The sequence below is a fragment of the Rhodococcus pseudokoreensis genome, from assembly GCF_017068395.1.
In the GTDB taxonomy this organism is placed as follows: Bacteria; Actinomycetota; Actinomycetes; order Mycobacteriales; family Mycobacteriaceae; genus Rhodococcus_F; species Rhodococcus_F pseudokoreensis.
The window spans coordinates 4225772-4250348 of record NZ_CP070619.1 but is presented as its reverse complement, the minus strand read 5'-3'; the positions used below and the strand labels follow the sequence as shown (position 1 = coordinate 4250348).

Here is a 24577-nt window from a genome sequence, read left to right as displayed (position 1 = left end):
GGAATGACAACATGTGAAAGAATCTGGCCATGGTTGTGCGTCATCGTGTGGTCGTGCTCGCCCTGAACGGTGTGATCCCGTTCGAACTCGGCATCCCGTCGCGGGTCTTCGGACGGGCGCACGACGCCGACGACAATCTGCTGTACGACGTGCAGACGTGCACGGCCGACGGACGGCCGGTGCGCTCGGACGCCGACTTCTCGGTGTCCGTGGACCACGGCCCGGAGTTGCTGGCCGAGGCCGACACGGTCGTGATTCCCGCGTCCCTAGAACTCGGCCCGGCGTACGACGAGGGCCGTCTGCCCGCCGACCTCGAGCGGGCGCTCGCGTTCGTCCGGCCCGGCACGCGGTACGTCTCGATCTGCACGGGTTCGTACGTCCTCGCCGCGGCGGGGTTGCTCGACGGCCTGCGCGCCACCACCCACTGGCGCAACACCGAGCACTTCCAGCGCACCTATCCGCAGGTCCGGGTCGACCCCGACGTGCTGTTCGTCGACGAGGGCCACATCCTCACCTCGGCGGGCGTCGCCGCCGGACTGGACCTCTGCCTGCACATCGTGCGCCGCGACCACGGGTCGGACGTCGCCAACCGGGTGGCGCGCCGATGCGTCGTCCCACCGTGGCGCGACGGCGGGCAGGCCCAGTACATCGAGCGGCCGATCCCGGAGACCACGTCGGAGTCGACGGCGGCGACCCGCGAGTGGGCGCTGCACCGCCTCGGCGAACCGCTGGCGCTGAACCGGTTGGCGGCGCACGCGAACATGAGCGTCCGCACGTTCACCCGGCGGTTCGGCGAGGAGGTCGGGACCACCCCGAACCGCTGGCTGACCACCCGCCGGGTCGACCGTGCGCGCCAACTCCTCGAGACCACCGACCTGTCCGTCGATGTCATCGCCCGGGAGGTCGGGTTCGGAACCGGTACGTCCCTGCGGCAGCACATGGGTGCGGTGCTGGGGGTGCCGCCGTCGGCGTATCGCAGAACGTTTCGGGGCCAGGCGGTCTGAGCGGGTCAGTCCTCGGCCGGATCCCCGGCGCTTCCGGCGCGGTCGCGGAACGCCTCCACCGCGGACTCGATGGTCGGGTAGAAGTGCGTGGCATCGAATCTGTCGCCCACCCCGAACAGGATGAGCCGATCCTTGATCGGGCCCTTCATCTCCGCGAACGCCAGGTGGATTCCCTTGCCCTCGAGGTAGGTGTCGAGGTCGACGAGTTCGTCGACGGCGGTGGTGTCGAGTCCGGTGATCGGCTCGGCGGCGACGACGACCCATTCGACCGGGGTCGGCGCCTCCGCCACCACCGAACGCACGTACTCGTCGAAGATCTCACCGTTCGCGAAGAACAGGGGGGCATCGAAGCGCACCAGCACCAGTCCGGGGATGCGGTCCCCGCCGGGGTGGCGTTCGACGTCGTGGAAGCCCGGCCGGTCCGCCGTCCGGACGAGTTCGGTGCGGTACGGCTGCCAGGCCTGCGCGACCACGGCGACGAACGACAGGCCGATCGCGACGAGGATGCCCTGCAGCACACCGACCAGGGCGACCCCGAGGAACGCGGCGACGGCGAGCCCGAATTCGACGCTGCTCATCCGCCACATGCGGACCATGCCGTCCACGTCGACCAGCGCCGTGGCCGCGACGATCACCACGGCGCCCAGTGTCGCGTCGGGGAGGTAGGCGGTGACACCGGGGGCGACGAGGACGAAGACCAGCACCGCGACGGCGCCGACGACGCACGCCAATTGGGTACGGGCGCCGCTCTGTTCGGCGACCGGGGTGCGGGACCCGCTGGCCGAGATCGGGAAGCCGCCGAACAGCCCGCCGGCGATGTTGGCGACGCCGACGGCCTTCATCTCGGTGCTGCCGTTCACGTCTTCGCCGCGCCGGGCGGCGAACGTGCGCGAGAGCACGCCCGTGTCGGCGAACGCGATCAGGGCGATTCCGGCGGCGGGACCGACGAGTTGTCCGACGTCGCCCCAGTCGACGCCGCCGAACGACGGCAGCGGCAGGCCCGAGGGGAGGGCGCCGACCATCCCGATGTCGTCGGTCAGCCCGAGCGCCGCCGACAGGATCATCGCCCCGACCACCGCCACCAGAACGCCGGGGATGCGGGGAATCCAGATGCGGAACGCCACGATGACGGCGAGGGAGCCGAGACCCACCGCGGCGGCGACGGGGTCGATGTCGCCCCCGAACACCGCCTTTCCGATTCCGCCGATCTCCCCGATGAGTCCGGACGCGTCGACGTCGAACCCGAGCAGTTTGGGTAGCTGGCCGACGACGACGATCAATGCGATCGCATTCAGGTACCCGAGCCGGATGGGCTTCGACAGCAATTCGGTCACGAAGCCGAGATGCAGGAACCCGCCGACCAGGAGGATGAGGCCCATGAGGACGCCCAGAATGCCTGCGAGGGCCAGGGCGCTCTCCGGATCGTCGGTGACCGCGAGGGGCAGGACGGCCGCGGCGATGAGCGGCGCGAGCGACGAATCCGGTCCGAGAACAAGGATTTTCGACGGCCCCACCACCGCGTACGCGAGGAGCGGGACGATCGTGGCGTACAGCCCGGCGTAGGCGGGCAACCCGGCGGCCTCCGCGTAACCCATCCCGGCGGGGATGAGCAGTGCGGTGAGGACGAGGCCGGCGGTGATGTCGGGTCGCAGCCACTCGCGGCGGTACGCCCGTGCCGTCACGATCCCGGGCAACTGCGCGAGACTTCCTGTCCAGGCCATGGTGCCGGCCTCAGCGCGCACGTTGCGGGTCGACCGCGACCGCCGCGGAGATCGGTGTGGTCGGCCGCGCGTGCCGCCTGCGGCGGAGAGCCTTCTCCGCTTCCACGACCACCGGGATGATCAGCGACCAGCCGAGGCAGGCGAGCCACTGCCCGCCGGTCAGCGACGTGGTCATGAGGAGGTCCTGGAGGAAGCCGATCTCGACCGCGAACACGGTGACGACGACCGGGATCGACAGGATCTTCAGTGCGCCGAGGATCGGTGGGGTGAGACCGGATTCCGGGTCGCGCCGCATGACGAGCCCGGCGAGGATCGATCCGAGCGACAGCACCACGAATGCCGTCGTCATCGGAACGCTCGCCTCGGTCGTGCTCATGTCACCCGGAGCGAGCAGCATCGCGGCGAGGGTGACGGCGAACTGCAGGACGCCGTACGCCAGCCACTGCACGAATGCCGTCCGGTTGGCGATCGGCGTGTGCGGGTCGCGGGGCGGCTTGTTCATCAGGTCCGGCGGCGCCGGGTCGAGCATGATGACCGCGACGGGGAACAGCGTGATGAAGAAGTGCTGGAACAGCACCATGAGCGGGGTGAGCGCGACCCCGTCGTTGATGTCGAAGATGCTCGCCACGAGGAACAGCAGCACCAGTGAGAACAGTTTCGACATCTGGTACCGGATGTACGACACGATCTTCTCGTAGATGTTGCGGCCCAGCCGGATCGCGGTGATCAGGGTTCCGAAGTTGTCGTCGGTGAGCACCATCTTGCCCGCCTGTTTCGTCACCTCGCTGCCCGAACCCATGGCGACGCCGATGTCGGCCTTCTTCAATGCGGCGGCGTCGTTGACGGCGTCGCCGGTCATCGCCACGACCGCGCCGCTCCGCTGCATGATGTCGGCGAGACGGAGCTTGTCCTGTGGTGTGACGCGGCCGAACACGTGCAGGCGCGGGAGGGCCGCAGTGAGGTCCTCGTCGGTCATGGCCTGCAGTTCGGGGCCGCCGATCGCGCCGGGGCCGAGGCCGAGTTCGGCGCCGATCGCGGACGCGGTGATCGCGTGGTCGCCGGTGATCATGCGGACCTCGATGCCTGCTGCGTGGGCGGTGCGCACGGCGTCGATCGCCTCCGGCCGCAGCGGGTCGATGATGCCGACCATCCCGACGAACGTGAGGTCTTCGACGAACGACATGGGGTCGGCCGCGGCGGAGTCCTCCTGCCCGTCGAGCCGACGGGCGGCGAACGCCAGCACGCGGAGACCCTTCTCGGACAACTCCCGGTTCGCCGCGGTCAGTTCCTCCCGGACGTCGTCGAGCGGCACCGCCCGCCTGCCCGGCAGGTATGCGGCGCTGCAGCGGGCGAGGACCACGTCGGGCCCACCCTTGACGAGTTCGACGAATTCGGTGCTGCCGTCGACCTGGAGGTGGTGGAACGTCGCCATGAACTTGTATGCGGAGTCGAACGGCACTTCCGCGACGCGGGGATACGTGCGCCGGGTGAGCGGAGCGTCGACGCCGATCTTGGCGGCGAGCACGACGAGCGCGGCCTCGGTCGGGTCGCCGACGATGTCGCCGGTGTCGGAGACGGTGGCGTCGCTGTCGAGGCACAGCCCGTAGGCGAGCAGGGTGAAGTCGGGGGTTTCCTCACCCGCGGTCTGGGTGATCCGGCCGGTCTTGTTGTATCCCTCGCCGTCGACGGTGTACCACCGGCCGTGGAAGTACAGCGACCGGACGGTCATCTGGTTCATCGTCAGCGTGCCGGTCTTGTCCGAGTTGATCGCGCTGGTGGCGCCGAGGGTCTCGACGTCGGTGAGGTTCTTCACGACGGCTTTGGCCTCGGCCAGCTGGCGGGCTCCGAAGGCCAGCATCGCCTGCACGAACGTGGGCAGGCCGGTCGGGATCGCGGAGACCCCCATGGAGATGCCCAGCAACAGCACCGTCGTCAGGCTCTGCCCGCGGATCACACCCAGGATCACGATGAGCGCGACTGCCGTCCACGCGATGATGCCGAGCACCTTGGTGAGCGAATTCAGTTCGCGCTGAAGCGGAGACTTGCTCGGAGCGACGGCCGACAGCATCGACGCGATCTGGCCCATCTGGGTGTGCATGCCGGTTTCGGTGACCACCATGGTGGCGGTGCCGCGGGTGACCGAGGTGTTCTGGAAGACCATGTTGCTGCGGTCGCCGAGCGGGACGTCGGCGGCGCCGAGAGTCCGGGTGTCCTTCGGGACGGGTGCGCTTTCACCCGTCAGCGCCGCCTCCTGGGTCTCGAGGGTCGCCGACGTGAGCAATCGGCCGTCGGCGGGGACGACGTCGCCGGCCTCGAGTTGCACGATGTCGCCCGGCACCAGGACGGTGGCGGCGAGTTGCAGGAGCGTCCCGTCCCGGGTCACCCGCACCTGCGGTGTCTGCATCTTCGCGAGAGCGTCGACGCTGGCGCGCGCCTTCAGTTCCTGCCGCGTGCCCAGCACGACGTTGAGCACGACGAGCGCCGCGACGATGATCGCGGTCGGGACCTCGTCGATGACGACGCTGACGATGGCCACCGCGACCAGCATCAGGTTCATCAGATCCTTCAGCTGCGCCAGCGCGATCGCCCACGCGGACGGGCCCGGCTCCGAGGCGATCTCGTTGGGACCGTGCCGTCGGCGCCGTTCGTCCGCCTCTCCGGCTGTCAGGCCCGACTGCCGATCGGATGCTGTCGCGGCGACGACGGCATCGGCGTCCTGGGCGTACCAGGCCGTGTGCGTCTGCGCGGATTCCGTTGAGACCATGACCGCTCGTCCTTTCGGCTCGGACCCTCAGTACGGGGTGGGAATCCAGTGCAGGGGTTGCCCCGGTTCCTGATAACCCTCCGCCTTCTGCCGCTTCGGCAGGGTGAAGTCGGGGCGGTCCAGCGGCTCGTACGGGACCTGGCTCAGCAAGTGGGTGATGACGTTGAGTCGTCCGCGCTTCTTGTCGTCGTTGTTCGCGACGTACCAGGGTGCCCAGCCTGTGTCGGTGAAGTGGAACATCTGGTCCCTCGCGCGGGAGTAGTCGTACCAGCGGCTGTACGACTTCAGGTCGAGGTCCGACAGCTTCCAGTACTTCCGGGGGTCGTCGATCCTGCTCTGCAGGCGCGAGGTCTGCTGTTCCTCGCTCACTTCCAGCCAGTACTTGAGCAGGATGACTCCCGAGTCGACGATCGCGCGTTCGACCGTCGGGATGAGTTCGAGAAAGTGCTGTGCCTCCTCCTCGGTGCAGAAGCCGAGCACCGGTTCGACTCCCGCGCGGTTGTACCAACTGCGGTCGAAGATGACGACTTCTCCGCCCGCGGGCAGGTGCGGCAGGTACCGCTGCACGTACATCTGCGACTTCTCGCGTTCAGTGGGGGCCGGCAGCGCGACCACCCGAAACACACGCGGGCTCACCCGTTCGGTGATCGCCTTGATGACACCTCCCTTGCCCGCGGTGTCACGGCCCTCGAACACGATGCACACCTTCGCGCCGGATGATTTCACCCACTCCTGCAGCGCGACGAGTTCGGCATGGAGGGGTTTCAGGAGGCGCCGGTACTCCTTGTTCTTCATCGGTGCGGTGGGCTCGGCGGCGTCGGGCCGGGACAGCTCCGACCCGGCCTTGTGCTTGCTCTTCTTTCCCACGGTTTCCCCCGCCCGCCGGGTAATCAGACCCGGTCCGGCTTCCAGGTCGACACGGCCCAGATGACGACGACGTCGAGGGCGATGATGAGCAGCGACCACCACGGGTAGTACGGCAGCCAGAGGAAGTTGGCGAGGATCGAGATCGCCGCAACCACGATCGCGGACACCCGCGCCCAGCCCGCTCCGGTGAACAGCGCGAGGCCGACTCCCAGGACCACGATGCCCAGCACGATGTGGATCCAGCCCCACGTGGTCAGGTCGAGCTTGTAGACGTATTCGATACCGACGACGAATACTTCGTTCTCGGCGACCGCGGCGACCCCCTGGAAGAACTGGATGATGCCGACGGTGACGAGGATGATGGCCGCCCCGATGGAGGTTCCTGCCGCGACGCCCTGCTTGACCGATGATGTCTCGGACATGACAGTCCCTTTCTCTACCGCGAGCCGGCGGCCCGGTACGCCCATTGTCCGCCGTTGCCCCCCCTGCGCAGTCGTGAAACAGCATTTTCGGACGCACTCGGATACTGGATTCACTCCAGATTCAGGAGGATTAACGGATATGGAACCGAGATTAACCGGCATGAAACCGAACCGTGTTGTTCGAGAATCCGTTTCGTGCCTTGACGGTGGCCCGCGGCCGGGATGACGATTGGTCGATGACCGGGGACGACGAACTGCTTCAAGTCGAAAAGGTCATCGCGCGCCTGATCACTCGGTACCCGTCGGTCTCGTCGGTCGACGTCGAACTCATCGTGCGCACTGTTCACAAGCGACTGGCGGAGAGCAGGGTTCGTGACTTCATTCCCCTCCTCGTCGAGAAGGCTGCCCGCCGCGATCTCGCGGCCCGCGAGACGGCCGAATCGGGTGACTTTGTTCTCTAGCGGTGCCGCACTCCCTCATGGATACTGAGCGGAAGCCCGTGTGGCTGCCGCTGCTGTCTTCAGAAAAGAGGTCCTGCGGTGAACGACAACGATCTCGACGTGCTCGGGCCCATCGACTATCTCGTCGTGGAGTTCCCTGCAGACCGGAAACCCGACGGATCGGCACTCCCACTTCTGATCGATCTCGTCGAACGGAACATCATCCGGGTACTCGACCTGATCTTCGCCCGCAAGGATGCCGACGGTGCGCTGTCCGGTATCGCCATCGAGGACCTCGGTTTCGAGGGCGGTGTGGACGTGACGCTCTTCGCCGAAGCGGCATCGGGGCTGATCGACCGCACAGACCTCGAGGAAGCCGCGGCCGTGCTCGAGCCCGGGTGTGCCGGGGCGGTTCTCGTGTACGAGAATTGTTGGGCCGCACCGTTCGCTTCCGCGCTGCGGCGCGAGGGGGCCCAGCTCGTGGCGTCCGGGCGCATCCCCGTCCAGGGCATTCTGGCGGCGCTCGACGCGCTCGACGCCTCCAGCTGAACAGGCCGCCGAATCGAGAGCTGAGGAGCACATCATGCCAGGACTTCTGCGCGGGATCGCCCGGACCGCCGTCGTGGCCGGCACCGCGACCGCCGTCTCCAACCGGGTCTCCCGGCGACAAGGTCAGCGGTGGTCGGCGAACCAGCCTGCCCCCCAACAGCAGCAGGCTCCGCCGCAGGCCCCGCCGCCGGCGCAGCCCGCACCACCGGCAGGCGGCATGGATCGTATTGCCGCCCTGAAACAACTCGGTGAACTCCGCGATCAGGGGGTTCTCACCGAGGAAGAGTTCAACACGGAGAAGGCCAAGATTCTGGCCTCCTGACCGCAACACCGAGTGGACGGAGCACTGAAAATGGAAGGCTTCTGGGAGTTTTTCTGGTTCATCTTCGTCTGTTTCGCCTTCGTGGCGTACCTGACGGTGCTGTTCTCGATCATCACCGATCTGTTCCGGGACCGCGACACTTCGGGGTGGGTGAAGGCGATCTGGATCTTCTTCCTGTTCTTCATTCCGTTCCTGTCGGCGCTGATCTACCTGATCGTCAACAGCGATGGCATGGCGAAGCGCTCCATGGCCGCCGCCCAGCAAGTGAAGCACGCACAGGACACCTACATTCGGGACGTTGCCGGGAAGTCTCCGGCTCAGGAGATCTCGGATGCCAAGGCGCTCCTCGATTCCGGGGCGATCACCGAGGCCGAGTTCCAGGCGATCAAGGCGAAGACACTGGTGTAGCGTGCGACGCCGCCGCGGCTGCCCAAGCCGCGGCGGCTGTGCTGCGCCTTTACCAGTTCCTGTTCGAAGCGAATGGAATCCCGCTGGTCGTGGACTGTCCGGGGCCAACACCGACGACAGCACCCCGTTACAACCAATGGTGGCCGCGATCCCGGCGGTGACGTCCCGGCGTGGTGTCGACAGAAACGATCTAAGGCGAAGACGTCGGCATAGCTTCCGTCGTCGTCGTCGTCGCGGCGGCGTTGCGGGCCGGGCGGACGAGCAACTCGATCGCCACGAGCGCCAGCAGTCCGATGAGAACGATCCACAGGACGACCAGCCCGGTGGGGTAGCGCCAGAACATCAGCAGCACCGCGGCGATACCGATCACCGCGCAGCGCAACGGAATGCGGAGCTGATAGGCCCACCGCTCCACTTCGTTCGGTGGCCGGCCGCTGCCGGACCGCCGGACGAAGTCGAGTGCCTGCCCGTAGCCGCGACGCACCGCGGTCGCCGAGGACGAGCCACCGATGAGATAGGCGCCGAGTGCGATCACCAGACCCAGCACTGCCACCGCGCGCAGACTCGTCCGCAGCGGAACCAGCACCGTGTCGATGACCGCCGTAGCCGCGTCGGGCGACAGGACGTCGGGTGGGACGCTGTCGAGGTAGATCGCCCGCCCGACGAGAATCCCGATGGCGAGAGCGAGCATTCCGAGGGCGATCGCGAGACCTGCGAGCGCGAGGGCGCGGAGCCTCCGGCCCGTGGGTGCGACGGCCACGGCGGCGGCGGCGCAGGCGATGCCCAGCCACGGCAGGATCGCCGAGGCCTTGTCGAGTGCGCGGACGGCGCGCTGCGCCTTCACGAGTTCGGGAGATTGGAAGAGCACGAATTGCTTGTCCACCGACGGGATCTTGTCGGCGAAGGCGAAACCGCGTCCGCTGAGTTCCGATTTCACCCGGTCGATGACGGTACCGAGGGAGATGCTGACGGTGCCGCTCTGGTCGACTTCCACCGAGCTGAGGCCGTAGTTTCCCGTCATCACCGCCACGAGTGCGTTGTGCGCCGCGCGGTTCGCCTGAATCCACAGGTCCTCGAACTGCTGGGATCGGACGAGCGAGCTGACCGTGTCATGGACGAAGTTCTTGGCCTGACTGGTGAGCACCGGTGCGAGGCCGATCACTGCCTGATCGAGGCGTGGTGCGTTCGCGGCGAGATTCGACACGTCGGTCAGCGCGGTCAGGGCTTCCTTGGTGAGACCCTCGACGTCGACTCGGGTGAAGATCTCGTCGGTGATCTGGTTCGTGATATCCGCCTGCAGTGCGGGATTCGAGCCCAGCGGCGCCACCGTGCTCACGTACCGATCGGTGTCGAGGATCTGGCTGCGGGTGAAGCGGGCGGTCACCGACGCGACCGCGAGGACGGCGACGAGCACGAGCAGAATCGTCACGGCCGTCCAGCGCAGCCCCTGCCGTGGTGGGCGGGAAACCGGCTCGGCGGGAACACCGGCAGCGGCACCCGCCGCCTGGCCTCGCAGGGTGGCGACTTCTTCGCGTAACCGGAGCAGTTCGGCGCGTTCATCCTTGCCGAGTGAGTCTGCGCCCGTGGCCTCGTCCATCGTCGATCAGACCGTTTCGGGATTCCAGGTGGCGACCGCCCAGATCACGACCGCGTTCAGCGCGATGATCGTGATCGCCCACAGGGGGTAATACGGCAGCCACAGGAAATTGACGAAGATCGAGACGGCGCAGAGGACCATGGCGCCGACCCGGGCCCAGGTGGCTCCGGTGAACAGCGCGATACCGACGCCGGCCACGATCACGCCGAGTACGAGATGGAACCATCCCCACGCGGTGACGTCGAATTTGTAGGTGTACTCGATCCCGACGACGATGACGTCGTCCTTGGCGATCGCGGAGATACCCTGGAAGAACTCGAGCAGGCCGACGGTGACGAGGAGTACCGCCCCACCCATCGAGGTTCCCTTTGCGACACCTTGTTTGACCAGCGATTCCTCGGACATGACCGTTCCTCTTTCGTCAACGTACGAAATGAACTGGCGAATGTAAGTATCCTCCGTCGGATTGCCTGCTGTCAGCGAGATTCCAGTACCGGGCACATGTTGACCTCGAGCGACTGGGCGGCGACAATGTCTCCATCCCACCGCATCTCCGGGAAGGGGATGGCCATGTCCGATCAATCGTTGGTCAAGCAGGGGGTTGCAGCGGCCACATCCATGGTGGCAGCGATAGTTCTGCTCACTATCGGAATACTGCACGTGCTCTCGGGTATCTCGGCGCTGATGAAGGACGACTTGGTCGTGGCGGGGCCGCAATACGTCTACGAATTCGACACGACGGCGTGGGGGTGGATCCACCTCGTGCTCGGCGTGATCGTCGCGATAGTCGGCGTCATGCTGTTCACCGGTGCGACGTGGGCCCGGGTCGGGGCGATGGTGATCTGCGCGTTGTCGATCCTTGCGAATTTCCTGTGGCTGCCCCACTACCCGTTGTGGTCGATCGTCATCATTCTGCTCGACGTGTTCGTGATCTGGGCCGTCGCGACGTGGCACCCGGGCTACGAGGAGAGCATCTAGGTCGTTGCTCGAACTGCGGCACGAGGAATCGTCGCGTCCGCCCCGTCCGGAGAGCATGAGATGACCGACAAACCCGAATCGACACGACCGCCCGAGCGGCACCGTCGCTGGCTCCCGCACCGCTATGCGTTCGGCGGCCTGGTCGTCGCAGTGCTGTTCGTGTGGCTTTCATTGACACCGACGCTGCTGCCGCGGGGCCCGTTCTTCCAGGGACTGGTGACCGGTGTCTCGGCGGCGGTCGGCTATGCTCTCGGCTTCCTGGGTTCCGCTCTGGTTCGCCATCTCGTGCGGCGGGAGCCCCCGGACCGTGTGAAGACCTGGGTTCGGTGGGGCGCGTTGGGGATCGGGCTCATCGGAACCGCGGTGATGCTGGTGTGGTTCGCGAATTGGCAGGACGAGCTCCGGGCACTCATGAGCGCCGCATCGTTCCCGTGGACGGGCTACCTCGTCACGGTGATCGTGGCGGTGCTGATCTTCGTCCTGTTGGTTGCGATCTCCCGGCTGCTGCTGCGGGCGGTGCGGTGGGTCGAACGCAAGATCAGCCGGGTCGTGCCGCGGCGGATCTCGGCGACCGTGATCGGCGTGCTGGCGGTAGCGCTGCTGTTCGCACTCCTCAACGGGGTGGCGGTGCGCGTGATCATGACCGGTCTGAACAATTCGTTCGCCGCGGTCAACCAGGAGACCAAGGCCGGTGACGAACCGCCGACGACGACGCTGCGTTCGGGCGGACCGGAATCGCTGGTCACGTGGGATTCGCTGGGGCGGCAGGGCCGGTCGTTCATCTCGCGTGGCCCGACCGTCGAGGAACTGTCCGCTTTCAACGGCGGACGGCCCGCGCTGGAACCGATCCGGGTCTACGCCGGGCTCGCGAGCGGTGGCGATTCGATCCGGGAAAGCGCCCAACTGGCAGCGGACGAACTCGAACGGGCCGGCGGGTTCGATCGCGCGGTGATCGGCGTGGCGACCACCACCGGCACCGGATGGATCAACGAAAGTCTCGCCTCCTCACTCGAGTACATGTACAACGGCGACACCGCGATCGTCGGGCTGCAGTACTCGTATCTCCCCAGCTGGCTGTCGTTCCTGGTGGACAAGGAGCGGGCCCGGCAGGCGGGGGAGGCACAATTCGACGCGGTGTACGACAAGTGGAAGAAATTGCCCCCGGAGACCCGTCCGAAACTGGTCGTGATGGGGGAGAGCCTGGGCTCCTTCGGCGGCGAGAGTGCGTTCGGCAGTGTCGACGACATCGAGGCGCGCACCGACGGCGTGCTGTTCACCGGGCCGCCGAATGCGAACAAGATCTGGACGGACGTCACGACCAACCGCGATCCCGGCTCACCCGAATGGCTTCCGATCTACGAGGACGGGGAGACCGTGCGATTCGGTGCGCGGGCGCCGGAGGATCTGCCGCGCCCCGAGACTCCCTGGGGGAAGCCACGGATGGTGTACCTGCAGCACGCGTCCGACCCGATCGTGTGGTGGGCACCGGAACTGCTCGTGAGCGAACCCGACTGGCTGAAGGAGGACCGCGGGTACGACGTCCTGGACAGCACGCAATGGTTCCCGTTCGTGACGTTCCTGCAGGTTGCGGCGGACATGGCGGTGTCGACGGGCGTCCCGGACGGGCACGGGCACTCCTACGTCGTCGACATCGCCGACGCATGGAGCGCGATCCTGCCCCCGGACGGCTGGACCCCGGCGGACAACGAGCGACTGCGGACCGTACTCGCCGAGATGGGAGCGGACGGCTGACTCTCTCCCCGTTCAGGTTCCGGAGTCGGCGAGGAACCCGGCGACCACCGGTGCGAGTCCGGATGCGTCGGTGACGATGTCGATGTGCCCGCCCGGGTGGATGTGCAACGTCGCGTGCGGCAGAAGTGCGTTCATGATGCGAGCGTTGAGGACGGGAATGATCGGGTCGTCGGTGCCCGCGACGACGAGTGTGGGCTGCCGGATGAGCGGCAGGACGGGAAGGCTCGTCCACAGGGCGCCCGCGAGGAGTTGGTGGAGATAGCCGACCCGGGACCCGGCCTGCCGCTGCTTCCCGAAGATCCGCGCCACGTCGCCCTCGCCGCCGGCGCGGCGGGCGGCGCCGCCGTACAGGTCGCCGGCGACGGCCGATGCGTATGCGGGGTCGGTGAACCGCTTCGGGGTCAGCATCTTCGAGAGCACGCGCGGATGACCCGGAATCATGAGGGCGCCGGTGCCGGTGGCGACGAGGACCAGACGCCGGCACCGCCGCGGGTGCTGCAGGGCGAACTGCTGGGCCAGCGCTCCGCCCCACGACAACCCGAGGACGTCGACGGTGCCGACCCCGATCTCGTCGAGCAACCGGCTCAGACCACAGGCGAGGGCCGGGAGTGCGTACGGAACCGGGGACGCGGGCGAACCTCCGGTGCCCGGGACGTCGAAACGGATGATCGTCGTGGCCGGATCCAGCGCGGCGACCAGCGGTTCGAGCACTTCCAGGCCGGCGCCGATGCCGTTGCACAGCACGAGGGGCACGCCGGTGCCGGTGCGGATCCGCACCCGGATCCGCAGCCCGCACACCGGAACGATCCTGTCCTCGAACCGGTCGCGGCTGCCGAACAGTTCGGTCACCGTCACGTGTAGAGCACCACGACGTCGGCGACGCACACCGGACGGGTTCCGCCGTCGATCTCGTAGGTCAGCCGGAAGACTGCTTCGACGCCGGCCGGTTTCTGTTCGGCTGCGGTGAGGTCCACGGTGGCGCGCAGAACGGAGCCGACGGGCAGCGGGGCCGGGAACCGGACCTTGTTCAGTCCGTAGTTGAGGGCGGCGTTCACGCCGTCGACGGTGAGTGCCTCCGCGAGGATGCTCGGCGCCAGCGACAGCGTCAGGTAGCCGTGTGCGACGGTGCCGCCGAAGGGCCCGGCGGCGGCGCGATCCGGATCGGTGTGGATCCACTGGAAGTCGCCGGTCGCCTCCGCGAACAGGTTCACCTGGTCTTGCAGGACCTTGTAGGGGCCGGTGGTTCCGATGGTCCGGCCGACCGACTCGATGAGTTCGGCGGGGTGGGTGAGATGCAGGGTCATGGTGTTCCTCTGTCGGTGACGAGCGGGTCAGGAGTGGTGGACGTAGGTGCCGGGGGCGGGGGCGAGCGGCGGGTACTGCCGGGCACCGAGACTGTGCGGTGCGTCGACGTCGGGTCCGCTGCGTTCGGCGAGCCAGTGCGCGTAATCGGTCCACCACGAGTCCGTCGCCGTCTCCGCGGTGGCCAGCCACGCGTCCGGGGTCTCGGAGACGGGTTCGCCGAACCGGTACGACGCCCTCGGGTTGCCCGGCGGGTTCACGAGTGAGGCGATGTGCCCGTTCGACGACAGCACGAACCGGGCGTCCTTGCTGCCGAGGAGGCGAGCACTGCGGTACGTGGACTGCCACGGGCAGAGGTGGTCGGCGGATCCGCCGACGACGTACGAATCCGCGGTCACCGTGCCGAGGTCGACGGGCGTGCCGAGCATGGTGGCGGCGCCCGGCGTCGTCAGCGCGTTCTGCAGTCCGAGGAGGACGAGGTCGCGGTGCAGTGCCGCGGCCATGCGGGTGGTGTCCGAGTTCCAGAACAGCACGTCGAACGCGGCGGGCGACCGGCCCTGCACGTAGTTGTTGACCCAGTACCGCCAGACCAGATCGGTGGGACGCAGCCACGCGAACATCTCCGCGAGCGTGCGGCCGTCGAGGTATCCCTTGGCGGCCGAGTCCCGGATCGCCGCGGCAGCGGCCCGCTCGCTCATCATCGCCGACGCCGTTCCGGCGCGGGTCTGATCGAGAACGGTCACGGCCAGTGTGAGGCCGGCGATGCGGTCGCCCTCGCCGATCTCGGTCAGGTGGGCGGCGACCATCGAGGCGAGGATGCCGCCCGAGCAGGTGCCGAGGACGTGGGCGCTCGTGGTTCCGGCGATGCACTGCACCGCGTCGAGAGCCTCCAGGATCGCGGCACCGTACGTGTCGGCACCCCAGTCCCGGTGCCGGGCGTGGGGGTTGCGCCAGGAGATCGCGAAGACCTGCTGCCCCTGCTGCACGAGGTGCTCGATCAGGCTGCGGCCCGGCGCGATGTCGAGGATGTAGTACTTGTTGATGACGGGCGGGACGATCAACAACGGCGTCGCGTGAACCGTCTCCGTCTGCGGCGCATAGTGGATCAGTTCGAACGTGCGGGTCTGGAACACCACGGCGCCCTTCGTCGCCGCCACGTGTTCCCCGACCTCGAACGCGTCGGGTTCGACCATGACAGGAACCCGTGGACTCGACTGCATGTCGCGGAGGAAGGCCCGGACACCGCGCGCAGCACTGAGTCCGCCGGTGTCCACCATCGCCTTCCAGCCGAGCGGGCTGAGGAGCGGATTGTTGGTCGGCGACAGACCTTCGACGAGGTTGTCGATCACGAACCGCATCCGTTCGTGATCGCGCCAGTCCAGGTCGGCGTCGTCGAGCAGGGCAGTGGCGGTGTGGGAGGTGGCGAGATACGCCTGCATGGCCCGCCGCAGGGCGGGATTCTGCTGCCACGCGGCGTCGCCGAAACGCTTGTCGGCCTTCGCGGGAGCCCGGTCGGACGTGCCGGCGACGATCGCACCGAGTTCACGGACGAGGGCGCCGCCGCGCAGCGCGACGGTGCGGGGCCTGCCGGCGAGGCTGATGCCGAACCGGCTCCACGAACTGTCGGGGAGCATGCGGGCAGCGACGCCGCGGGTTCCGCGGGTGAGGAGAAGGTCGAGGGGAGCGGTCAGCTCGTCGGGGGTCGTCTGGGTAACTGTCGTGTTCATGCGGCGGGGCTCCTGCCGAGTTCGCGTTTGAGGATCTTGCCGGTGGCGGTCATCGGCAGGGAGTCGACGAATTCGACGGTGCGCGGGTACTTGTAGCTCGCCATCTGCTGCTTGGACCACGCGATCAACTCGCCGGGGGTGATCTGTGCGCCCGGTTCGAGGATGATGTACGCCTTGACCTCCTCGCCGTGGCTGTCGTCGGGGACACCGACGACGGCGGCGAGGGAGACGGCGTCGTGTCCGATGAGGACGTCCTCGATCTCGCGGGGGTAGACGTTGAAACCGCCGCGCACGATGAGGTCCTTGGCGCGGTCGACGATGTAGTAGAAGCCGTCTTCGTCGACGCGTGCGAGGTCGCCGGTGCGGAACCAGCCGTCGCGCAGCACTTCCGCGGTGGCGTCGGGCCGGTTGTAATAGCCCTTCATGATGTTGTGACCGCGTAGCGCGATCTCGCCGATCTGATCGGTGCCGGTGACGGTGTTCCACTCCTTGTCGACGAGGCGCGCCTGGATGCCCCAGACGGGAACGCCGATCGATCCGGGCCGGGGTTCGAGAGCGGGATCGCTGAACGTCGCGAGCGGCGACGTCTCGGACAGCCCGTAGCCCTCGAGGATCTGCACGCCGAACCGGTCGGCGAACCGGGTGAGGATCTCCACCGGCAACGCGGCGCCGCCGGAGATGGCGCGGCGCATGTTCCGTGCGATGCGTTCGATGTCGACGGGATGTTCGTCGAGGGCACCGAGCAGACCCCAGTACATGGTGGGCACGCCGGCGAAGACGGTGATGTCCTCCCGCTCGATGAGGTCGAGTGCGGCGCGCGCCTCGAACCGGGGCAGCAGCACGAGGGTGGCTCCCACCGAGATGCCGGCGTTGAGGGTGACGGTCTGGCCGAAGGAGTGGAACAGCGGCAGCGTCACCAGATACCGGTCGTGGGTCGCCGGTGTGCTGTCGAACAGCCGGTTGGCGGTCAGCGCGTTCAGCGCCATGTTGGCGTGAGTGAGTTCGGCGCCCTTGGGTTTTCCGGTGGTGCCGCTCGTGTACAGGATGACGGCGGTGTCCCCGGGTTCGCGGACGACGGCGTCGAAGTGACTGTCGTGCCGCGCGACGGCGTCGGCGAGCGTCCCGACGCCGTCGATCATGGCGGGGGCGGCCGGGTCGGTGGTGATGCGGAACAGGGCGCGGCAGCGCGGACTCTGCGCGAAGCCGGACAGTCCGTACTCGCCCATCGGCAGTTCGGGGGTGCCCTCGTAGCAGAAGTAGGCCTTGGCATCGGAATCGTCGAGGTGATATGCGATCTCACGATCCTTGAGCAGAACGTTGAGCGGTACGACCACCGCTCCCGCCTTGAGGATGCCGTAGTAGACGACGGGGAACTGCGGAATGTTGGGGCACGACAGGGCGATCTTGTCGCCCGGTTCGATGCCCGCCGCTACGAGCAGGTTCGCGACCCGGTTCGACTGGGCGTCGAGGTCGGCGTAGGTCATCCGCTGGTCACCGAGCACCAGGGCGACACGGTCGGGGAATCGGCGGGCCGAGTCTTCGAGGAGTACGGAGAGGTTGAGCACGGTGAACTTTCTCGTCGTGAGGAACGGGGTTGTGGCGCTAGGCGAACGACGCGGCGGTGTCGTCTCGCTAGGCGAACGACGCGGCGGTGGCGGCAGTCGAGTTGATCAGTTCGCGGAGCAGCTCTTCGGCGTACGGCCAGTACCCGTAACCGGAGGCGGGGTTGAGGTGTCCGACGGCGCCGAGGTCGACGAGCTTGCTGCCCCACGATTCGGCCATCCCGGCGACCCGCCGGAACCGGGCCAGCGGGTCGTCGGTGCTCGCCGCCACGATGCTGGGGAATGGGAGCCGGCGCCGGGGGACGGGATTCCAGCCGTTCGCGTCGAGGTCCCCGCGTGTGGGGTAGCCCGCGGGCAGTGGCTCCTCGAAGTCCGGTGGGGTGGCCAGCAGGGCGCCCTGAACGGGTCGGGACGCTTGCTGGGCCCAGTGCACCGTGATCGCCACGCCCGCGCTGTGCGCGACGAGCACCACCGGACCGTCGATGTCGGTGAGGACGGTGTCGAGGGCGGCGATCCGCGCGGCGAGACTGAGCTTGTCCCGCTCGAGCGGCGGCACCGTCCGCACGTTGTCGAGTCGCTCGGCGAGCAGTGTCTGCCAGTGGTCGGCGACGTGATCGCGCAGTCCGGGCACGATCACCACGGTCGGTTCGGTGGGGGTGGTCACGGTCGGCTCCAATTTCCTATGAGTTTGCGGTGAGGGCGGCGAGCTTGCGGCGTCCGGCCGGGTAGGCGCGTTTGCCGAGAATCAGGGCGACGATCGCGACGACGTAGATCAGGGGCGCGATCTGCAGGGCGGTGACGAGGCCGAAGCGGTCGGCGAGCAGACCGACGACGAACGGGCCGAGCGCCAGTCCGAGAAGGTTGTTGGCGAGTGTGAGGGTGCCGAAGGCCGAGGCGCGCACCGAGGAGTGGGTGAGGTTCGCGACCATCGCGGCGATCGGACCGGACGAGCCGGCGGAGAAGAAGGCGCCGATGCCGATCAGGATCAGCTGGGCGGAACCGGACGGCAATTGGAAACCGGCGCCGAGGAAGACGAGCGAGAGCACGCCGTACACCACGGCCGTGGTCCACTTCTTGGTGGGATCGTCCCGGCTGACCCGGTCGGTGATGATGCCGCACACCACCATTCCGCTGCCGACGGCGAGGACGAAGATCGACGCCATCGCACCGGCCTTGTCGGGGGCGAGGTCGTACGACCGGTTGAAGAAGCTCGGCAGCCACGCCAGCAGGACACCCGCGGTGAACATCTGCAGGCCACCACCGACGTACGCGAACAGGACGGCGGGCGTGGTGAAGAGGCTCGAGAGCGGGGCCCGGAAACCGGTGGGGGTGTCGGCGGGGTCTTCGACGACGGCGGCGTCCGTCAGTTTCTTCTCGGATACCAGTGCGCGGAACAGGGCGACGAGGATGAGTCCGAAGACGGCCATCGCGGCGAACGACCAGCGCCAGCCGAGGTTGACGGCGATGACGCCGCCGAGGGCGACACCGATCACGGAACCGAACGATCCGCCGCCCATGAAGGCGCCACTGAGTGCGGAGTGCACCCGCGGGGCGAACACGCTGAGCACCACCGCGATGCCGACACTGCCGTAGGCGGCTTCGCCGACACCGACGAGGAATCGGGCGCCGAGCATCTGCTCGTAGTTGGTGGCGAGCGCACAGAGCAGGGTGGCTGCGCTCCACAGGACGGCCATGAGAAGCAGGCTCTTGACCCGGCCCCACCGGTCGGCCAGCAGCGACAGCGGGAGAGTCAGCAGGCCGACCATGAGCGCGACGACGCTGCTGAGCGACGCCAGCTGTGAATCGGACAGCGCCCATTCGCTTTTGAGGAGCGGGAAGACGGCGCTGAGGACCTGCCGGGACATGTAGTCCGAGAGCAGCAGTCCGAAGGTGAGCGCGAAGACGATCCAGGGATACATCCGGGATCGTCGGGCGGGCGCAGTGGTCTCGACGACCGCGTCCGCGGTGGTGGTGGGCAGTCCCATGAGGGCCTCCTATGGCCGACAGGAGTGATAAAAGGTGCGGGGAGGGAGCCGGGTGTGCTCACCTGGAGCATCCGGCTCCCTCCCCGGTCGTGACCGAAATCCCCCCGGGCGCGGGAATCAGGCGTGCTGGGTGAAGCCCACCTGGCCGGGACGGCGGTTCGGGGCGTACCCGAGCTTGGCGAGGGTCTCGTCGGCATCGGCGTAGGTCTGACCGATCCGGTAGATGTCGCGGGCCTCCTTACCGGTGGCCACCTCCCGGCCCAGTTCCCCGGCCACCCGGACCAGCTGCTCGACCTGCGCGACCGACGTCATCTTCTCGCCCTTGCGGCCCCAGATCGTGTCCTCGTTCCCGCAGCGCGGGTGCAGGCCCATCGCGATCGCCATCGCGTTGACCGGCAACACACTGCGCATGAGGGTCTCGAGGGTCAGGCACGCACCGTCCGGGACCCGCTGGATGAAGTTCATGATGTTGTACGGGTTCGGGCCGTCGAAGCCGCCGCCGATACCGACCCAGGTCAGGTTCAGCGGACCGGTGTAGATCCCACGGCGGATGAGCCGTTCGACGGTCTCGAGCTGCGGGATGCTCGACAGCTGGAAGTGCGGCTGGATCCCGGCCGCCTGCAGGCGGCGCAGGTGCTCCTCGACCCACGCCGGGCCGGCCGGGACCGTCATCTCCCGGTACGCCTCGGCCAGTTCGGGGCGCTGCATCGACGTGCCGGCGATGTCGTCGGCGGTCATCAGCTCCATGATGTTCATCTGCGAGGTGTTGATCGCGATCGTCACCTGATCCGGTGCCGGATCGAGGTCGGCGAGCATGTGCCGGGTGTCGTCGGAGAGCCACTTCGCGTCCGACCCCTCACCCTCGGGGGCGAAGGAGATGGAACCGCCGACCTGCAGGATCATGTCCGGCACCGCTTGGCGCAGTCCGGCGAGCAGTTCGTTGAACTTCGACAGCCGCTTGGAGCCCTTGCCGTCGAGTTCGCGGACGTGGATGTGCAGCACGGTGGCGCCGGCCTCGTAGCAGTCGACCGCCTTCTGGACGTGCTCGTCCATCGTCAGCGGCAGGTCCTCGCGGAAGTCGTCCGGCTCCCACTCCGGACCGTACGGGGCACACGTGATGACCAGCTTCTCCTGGGTTTCGGGGAAGAGGGCGTCGTCGTGGAAATGCATGGGTGTTCTCCGTTTCGAAATCGGAACTGATGACTAGGGAAGTGCGAAATTTCAGAAGGGCCGGTCGCCGACGATTCCGGCGCGTTCCATCTTGCGGACGGCGGGCCAGTAGTCCTGGACGGCGTAGTGCTGGGTGGACCGGTTGTCCCAGATCGCAACGCTGTTCGGGGTCCACCGCCACCGCACCTGGTATTCGGGGATCGACGCCTGGCTGATCAGGTAGTTGAGCAGGTTGCTGCTGCCGGGCGCGTAGTCGATGCCGTATCGGATGTTGTCCGGGGTGTGGTAATTGACGAAGTGGGTCGCGAAAGAATTGACGAACAGGATCTTTTCGCCGGTGTCCGGGTGCGTGCGCACCACGGGGTGCTCGGCGTCGGGGAAACGGTCGTGCAGGGCGTGCCGCTGCTCCAGCGTCTGGGCCGCGCCGAACGAGGCTTCGATGCTGTGCCGGGCGCGCAGTCCGTCGATCTGCTCCTTGACCCGGTCGGGGAGTTTCTCGTAGGCCAGGGCCATGTTCACCCAGATGGTGTCGCCACCGACCGGGGGCGTCTCGACGGCCCGGAGCACGCACCCCATGGGCGGGTTTTCACGCCAGGTCGCGTCGCAGTGGAAGGCGTTCTCGTAGTGCTCGGCCGGGCTGTCGAGGTCCTTGTAGATTCGCACCAGTCCGGGATTCTCGGGGTCGCTGCCGGCGACGGGATGATCCTCGAGCGGCCCGAAGCGCTCGGCGAGCGTCACGTGCTCGGCCCGGCTCATGTCCTGGTCGCGGAAGAACAGAACCTTGTACTCGAGCAGCAGTTCCCGGAGTTCGGCGAACAGGGCGTCGTCGCGAGAGACGTCACCGAGGTTCACGTCGAACAACTCGGCGCCGAGCGAGCAGGTCATCGGCGTCAGCCGGAACGAACCGGAGGGGGAGAGGATCGCGTCCCGCTCGGGCGAATAAGTCAGTTGTGCGGTGTCGTTCATGTTGGTGTCTCCGTCCTGGTGGGAGGTGGCGCGGCTCAGAGCCGGAACACCGAGGAGCCGATGCTGGTGCCGGATTCGAGGTCGCGGTGCGCCTGGACGGCGTCCTCGAGTCCGTAGCTCTGGTTGATCTCGATGCGGATCCGGCCCGCCTCGACGTGACCGAAGAGTTCGCCGGCGAGTTCGGCGCGTTCCGCCGGGTCGGCGATGTAGTCGGCGAGCGCGGGCCGGGTGACGAACAGCGAACCCTTGACGGCCAACTGCATCGCGTTGATCGGCGGAATCGGTCCCGACGCCGTGCCGAAGCACACGAGCAGTCCCCGACGGGAGAGGCAGTCGAGCGAAGTCTCGAAGGTGGACTGGCCGATGCTGTCGTAGACGACGGGAACGCCGGCGCCGCCGGTGATCTCGCGGACTCGTTCGGCGACGTTCTCGCGGGTGTAGACGATGACGTGCTCGCAGCCGTGGGCCCGGGCGATCGCGGCCTTCTCGTCGGTGGAGACGGTCCCGATCACGTTGACGCCCAGCAGCTTCGCCCACTGGGTGAAGATGAGTCCGACGCCACCGGCGGCGGCGTGGAGCAGCACGGCGTCGCCGGCCTTCAGCGGGGCGATGCGGCGCAGCAGGTAGGCCGATGTGAGTCCGCGCATCGTCATCGCGGCGGCCGTGTCGAAGCCGATCGCGGACGGCAGCGCAATGAGCGGTGCGGCGGGCATCACGCGTTCGGTGCTGTAGGCGCCGAGCGGGCTGCCCGTGTAGGTGACGCGGTCGCCGACCTGCACGTGGGTCACTCCGGTGCCGACGGCCTCGATCACACCGGCGCCCTCGACGCCCATGCCTGCGGGCAGTTCGGCCGGGTAGAGGCCGGTGCGGAAGTAGGTGTCGGCGAAGTTCAGGCCGACCGCCTCGTGGCGGATCCGGACTCCGTGCGGGCCGGGTTCTCCGACCTCGACCGACTCCCACTGCATGACCTCGGGTGCGCCGTGCTCGTAGAACCGAACAGCCTGTGCCACAGTAATTCTCCTCTTCGACGTGATGATCGGCGCGGTACCGCTGCAGAACTGCTCGCGGTCGGGCGTCCGGGGTGATCCGGTGCCGCGGCGTCGCCTCTTTGTGATGCACCTAACAGTAGGGCCGCATCCGGTCGTATGCTTATCCTGACGGGACAGGAGGCCTATCATTTCGGGACACGGCCAGGTGTCGGGACAGGGCAGGGACGCGACATGAAACCCCTCGCGCGGTACGCGTCGCTGAACGGGTACGTGGAACTGTGCCGGTCGCTCGGACTCGAGCCGGCGCCGCTGCTGCGCGCCGCAGGCCTCGACCCGTCCGGGCTCGGCCTGCAGGACCGCTGGATACCCGCCGCGGCGGTCGCGCGGCTGCTCGAGCAGTCGGCCGACGGATCCGGATACGCGGATTTCGGGGTTCGTCTCGCCGAACGCAGGCAGTTCTCCAACCTCGGACCGCTCAGCCTCGTCGTCCGCGAGGAACCTGACGTCCGCAGCGCCCTGCGCGTCCTCACCCGCTACGAGCACACCTACAACGAAGCGTTGCGGACCCGGATGTCGGAGCGCGGCGGGCTGGTGACTCTGCGGATCGAACTCGACGTCGGGGAGGCCACCGACGTCCGGCAGTCGGTGGAACTGGCGGTCGGGGTGCTGCACCGGCTGCTGCGCGGCTTCCTCGGCGGCGGTTGGAAACCGCTCGCCGTCTGCTTCCCGCACCCGGCTCCGGCCGACGCCGCGACGCACCGCCGGTTGTTCGGGCCTGCGATGAAGTTCGACCACGAGTTCGCGGGCATCGTGCTCGAGGCCGGCGACCTGAACGCGCCGAACAAGATGTCCGATCCGTTGCTCCGCCCCTACACCCAGCAACTGCTGGAGTCGTGGGAGCCGTCGGACGACGTGACGATCGTGAGCCGGGTCCGCGAGTTGATCGAACTTCTGCTTCCTACCGGTCGCTGCTCGGTCGAGCAGGTGGCCCGCAGCCTGGGGGTCGACCGCAGAACCGTGCACCGGCGTCTCGCCGAGAGCGGGGAGACGTTCTCCACCGTCCTCGACGGCACCCGCACCGAACTCGCCGAGCGGATGGTCGCGAACCCACGGCTGAACCTCACCGAGATCGCAGACATGCTGGCGTTCTCGGCGCCGAGCAACTTCTCACGGTGGTTCCGCGGCCGGTTCGGGGTCAGCCCGAGCAGGTGGCGGGCCGAGCGGGCGGAGCTCAGACCCTAGGTGTTATGCGTGCGCGCCGCCGTCGATGCGGATCTCGGTTCCGGTGACGAAGGCGCCGTCCTCGGATACGAGCATGGCGATGACGCCGGCGACCGCGGACGGATCACCCATCCCGGCCACGCCCGAGCCGGGGTCGGTGGGCAGCACGGGAGAGAGTTTGGCGAACAGCGTCCAATCGGCGTCCGATGGAACATACCCGGGTGTCGCATCGGTGATTCCGGACTTGATGCCGCCGGGGGCGACGCACACAGCGCGCAGGCCTTCGCGTCCGTATTCCAGTGCGAGGGAGTGGGTGAAGGACTGGATGCCACCCTTGCTGGCGGCGTAGGCCGCCACGTACGGAACCGCGAACGAGGCAGACGTCGAGCTGAAGTTCACGATCGTGCTGCGCGGGTTGTCCAGCAGTGCCGGGAGTGCCTCGCGAACCACCAGGAACGTTCCCGTGAGGTTGACCCCGATGATCTGGTTCCACAGGTCGACGCTGGTGTGGTGGGTGTGCGAGGCGCGGAGAATGCCGGCCGCGTTGACCAATGCATCCAATCCGCCAAGGGTGTCGACCGCGGATCGGACGCCGTCGACCACTGACGGCTCGTCGCCGATGTTCATTTCCAATGTGGTCAGCCGTTTGTCGAATCCCGACTCCTGCGCCAGCGCTCGGGTCTTCTCGAGCCCCTCGGGGCAGACATCGGCGGCGACTACCGAGGCGCCTTCGTCAAGCAGCCGCAAAGAGGTGGCCTGTCCGAGTCCCGATGCAGCGCCGGTCACCAGGATTCTGCTGTCTTCCAGTCGATTCATTTCGTTACTTCCTGT

Annotated in this window: 24 protein-coding genes; 8 read left to right on the top strand and 16 right to left on the bottom strand. The window is 67.7% G+C overall.

The annotated features are described in order from the left end of the window. The first annotated feature begins 29 nt into the window (after positions 1-29). The gene (locus tag JWS13_RS24660) at positions 30-1004 is read left to right on the top strand and encodes a GlxA family transcriptional regulator (protein WP_206008023.1); all 975 of its coding nucleotides are present in this window, start codon (positions 30-32) and stop codon (positions 1002-1004) included. A gap of 5 nt (positions 1005-1009) precedes the next feature. Here JWS13_RS24660 and JWS13_RS24655 read toward each other — a convergent pair whose 3' ends face one another. Genes JWS13_RS24655 through JWS13_RS24640 form a run of 4 tightly spaced genes read right to left on the bottom strand, consistent with a single transcriptional unit; the run spans position 1010 to position 6778 of the window. Further along, complete coding sequence (locus tag JWS13_RS24655) at positions 1010-2725, bottom strand: SulP family inorganic anion transporter (protein WP_206008022.1); 1716 nt, start codon at positions 2723-2725, stop codon at positions 1010-1012. A gap of 10 nt (positions 2726-2735) precedes the next feature. After that, positions 2736-5489, bottom strand: a complete 2754-nt coding sequence (locus JWS13_RS24650; RefSeq protein WP_206008021.1) for a cation-translocating P-type ATPase — start codon at positions 5487-5489, stop codon at positions 2736-2738. Positions 5490-5516: 27 nt separating this feature from the next. Then, complete coding sequence (gene ppk2, locus JWS13_RS24645) at positions 5517-6356, bottom strand: polyphosphate kinase 2 (protein WP_206008020.1); 840 nt, start codon at positions 6354-6356, stop codon at positions 5517-5519. A gap of 23 nt (positions 6357-6379) precedes the next feature. Further along, entirely contained in the window at positions 6380-6778 is a 399-nt protein-coding gene (locus JWS13_RS24640) for a DUF7144 family membrane protein (RefSeq protein ID WP_206008019.1), read from the bottom strand. 236 nt (positions 6779-7014) lie between these two features. Here JWS13_RS24640 and JWS13_RS24635 point away from each other — a divergent pair, with 236 nt between their 5' ends. The 4 genes from JWS13_RS24635 (at position 7015) to JWS13_RS24620 (ending at position 8497) form a co-directional block, all read left to right on the top strand. Further along, positions 7015-7239 (top strand): three-helix bundle dimerization domain-containing protein, encoded by a 225-nt coding sequence (locus tag JWS13_RS24635; protein ID WP_206008018.1) that lies wholly within the window; start codon positions 7015-7017, stop codon positions 7237-7239. 78 nt (positions 7240-7317) lie between these two features. Further along, positions 7318-7767 carry a DUF6325 family protein gene (locus tag JWS13_RS24630; RefSeq protein ID WP_206008017.1) on the top strand — a complete coding sequence of 150 codons (450 nt, stop codon included), beginning with the start codon at positions 7318-7320 and terminating at the stop codon, positions 7765-7767. A gap of 34 nt (positions 7768-7801) precedes the next feature. Next, positions 7802-8089: an SHOCT domain-containing protein gene (locus JWS13_RS24625; RefSeq protein WP_206008016.1), complete on the top strand. Its 288-nt coding sequence runs from the start codon at positions 7802-7804 to the stop codon at positions 8087-8089. Positions 8090-8119: 30 nt separating this feature from the next. Then, positions 8120-8497, top strand: coding sequence for an SHOCT domain-containing protein (locus JWS13_RS24620; RefSeq protein ID WP_206008015.1), 378 nt, complete (start codon positions 8120-8122; stop codon positions 8495-8497). Positions 8498-8687: 190 nt separating this feature from the next. Here JWS13_RS24620 and JWS13_RS24610 read toward each other — a convergent pair whose 3' ends face one another. Both JWS13_RS24610 and JWS13_RS24605 read right to left on the bottom strand, forming a co-directional pair. Further along, positions 8688-10094 (bottom strand): hypothetical protein, encoded by a 1407-nt coding sequence (locus tag JWS13_RS24610; protein ID WP_206008014.1) that lies wholly within the window; start codon positions 10092-10094, stop codon positions 8688-8690. A 6-nt stretch (positions 10095-10100) separates the two neighbouring features. Continuing rightward, positions 10101-10499 (bottom strand): DUF7144 family membrane protein, encoded by a 399-nt coding sequence (locus JWS13_RS24605; RefSeq protein ID WP_206008013.1) that lies wholly within the window; start codon positions 10497-10499, stop codon positions 10101-10103. 165 nt (positions 10500-10664) lie between these two features. On the opposite strand from JWS13_RS24605, the gene JWS13_RS24600 reads away from it, so the two are divergent. Together JWS13_RS24600 and JWS13_RS24595 are read left to right on the top strand one after the other, a co-directional pair. After that, positions 10665-11072, top strand: coding sequence for a DUF7144 family membrane protein (locus JWS13_RS24600; RefSeq protein ID WP_206008012.1), 408 nt, complete (start codon positions 10665-10667; stop codon positions 11070-11072). Positions 11073-11132: 60 nt separating this feature from the next. Beyond that, positions 11133-12824 carry an alpha/beta hydrolase gene (locus tag JWS13_RS24595; RefSeq protein WP_206008011.1) on the top strand — a complete coding sequence of 564 codons (1692 nt, stop codon included), beginning with the start codon at positions 11133-11135 and terminating at the stop codon, positions 12822-12824. A gap of 12 nt (positions 12825-12836) precedes the next feature. On the opposite strand, the gene phaZ is transcribed toward JWS13_RS24595, so the two are convergent. The 9 genes from phaZ to JWS13_RS24550 all read right to left on the bottom strand — a co-directional run bounded on the left by phaZ (position 12837) and on the right by JWS13_RS24550 (position 22546). Then, complete coding sequence (gene phaZ / locus JWS13_RS24590; RefSeq protein ID WP_206008010.1) at positions 12837-13679, bottom strand: poly(3-hydroxyalkanoate) depolymerase; 843 nt, start codon at positions 13677-13679, stop codon at positions 12837-12839. Continuing rightward, entirely contained in the window at positions 13676-14128 is a 453-nt protein-coding gene (locus tag JWS13_RS24585) for a MaoC family dehydratase (protein ID WP_206008009.1), read from the bottom strand. The genes phaZ and JWS13_RS24585 overlap by 4 nt, the downstream gene beginning before the upstream one ends. 27 nt (positions 14129-14155) lie before the next feature. Next, on the bottom strand, positions 14156-15853 hold the full coding sequence (locus JWS13_RS24580; protein WP_206008008.1) for a PHA/PHB synthase family protein: 1698 nt from the start codon (positions 15851-15853) through the stop codon (positions 14156-14158). After that, positions 15850-17418, bottom strand: coding sequence for a long-chain-fatty-acid--CoA ligase (locus JWS13_RS24575; RefSeq protein ID WP_206008007.1), 1569 nt, complete (start codon positions 17416-17418; stop codon positions 15850-15852). Before JWS13_RS24575 ends, JWS13_RS24580 begins: the two co-directional genes overlap by 4 nt. 67 nt (positions 17419-17485) lie before the next feature. Continuing rightward, entirely contained in the window at positions 17486-18079 is a 594-nt protein-coding gene (locus tag JWS13_RS24570) for an RBBP9/YdeN family alpha/beta hydrolase (RefSeq protein ID WP_206008006.1), read from the bottom strand. A gap of 16 nt (positions 18080-18095) precedes the next feature. Further along, positions 18096-19400: an MFS transporter gene (locus tag JWS13_RS24565; protein WP_206008005.1), complete on the bottom strand. Its 1305-nt coding sequence runs from the start codon at positions 19398-19400 to the stop codon at positions 18096-18098. 117 nt (positions 19401-19517) lie between these two features. Beyond that, on the bottom strand, positions 19518-20570 hold the full coding sequence (locus tag JWS13_RS24560; RefSeq protein WP_206008004.1) for a beta-keto acid cleavage family enzyme: 1053 nt from the start codon (positions 20568-20570) through the stop codon (positions 19518-19520). A 51-nt stretch (positions 20571-20621) separates the two neighbouring features. Beyond that, the gene (locus JWS13_RS24555) at positions 20622-21536 is read right to left on the bottom strand and encodes a TauD/TfdA dioxygenase family protein (RefSeq protein WP_206008003.1); all 915 of its coding nucleotides are present in this window, start codon (positions 21534-21536) and stop codon (positions 20622-20624) included. A 35-nt stretch (positions 21537-21571) separates the two neighbouring features. Further along, positions 21572-22546, bottom strand: coding sequence for a quinone oxidoreductase family protein (locus JWS13_RS24550; protein ID WP_206008002.1), 975 nt, complete (start codon positions 22544-22546; stop codon positions 21572-21574). Between the two features lie 210 nt (positions 22547-22756). Here JWS13_RS24550 and JWS13_RS24545 point away from each other — a divergent pair, with 210 nt between their 5' ends. Continuing rightward, the gene (locus JWS13_RS24545) at positions 22757-23767 is read left to right on the top strand and encodes an AraC family transcriptional regulator (protein WP_206008001.1); all 1011 of its coding nucleotides are present in this window, start codon (positions 22757-22759) and stop codon (positions 23765-23767) included. A gap of 3 nt (positions 23768-23770) precedes the next feature. Here JWS13_RS24545 and JWS13_RS24540 read toward each other — a convergent pair whose 3' ends face one another. Beyond that, positions 23771-24562 (bottom strand): SDR family NAD(P)-dependent oxidoreductase, encoded by a 792-nt coding sequence (locus tag JWS13_RS24540; RefSeq protein WP_206008000.1) that lies wholly within the window; start codon positions 24560-24562, stop codon positions 23771-23773. Positions 24563-24577: the final 15 nt, after the last annotated feature.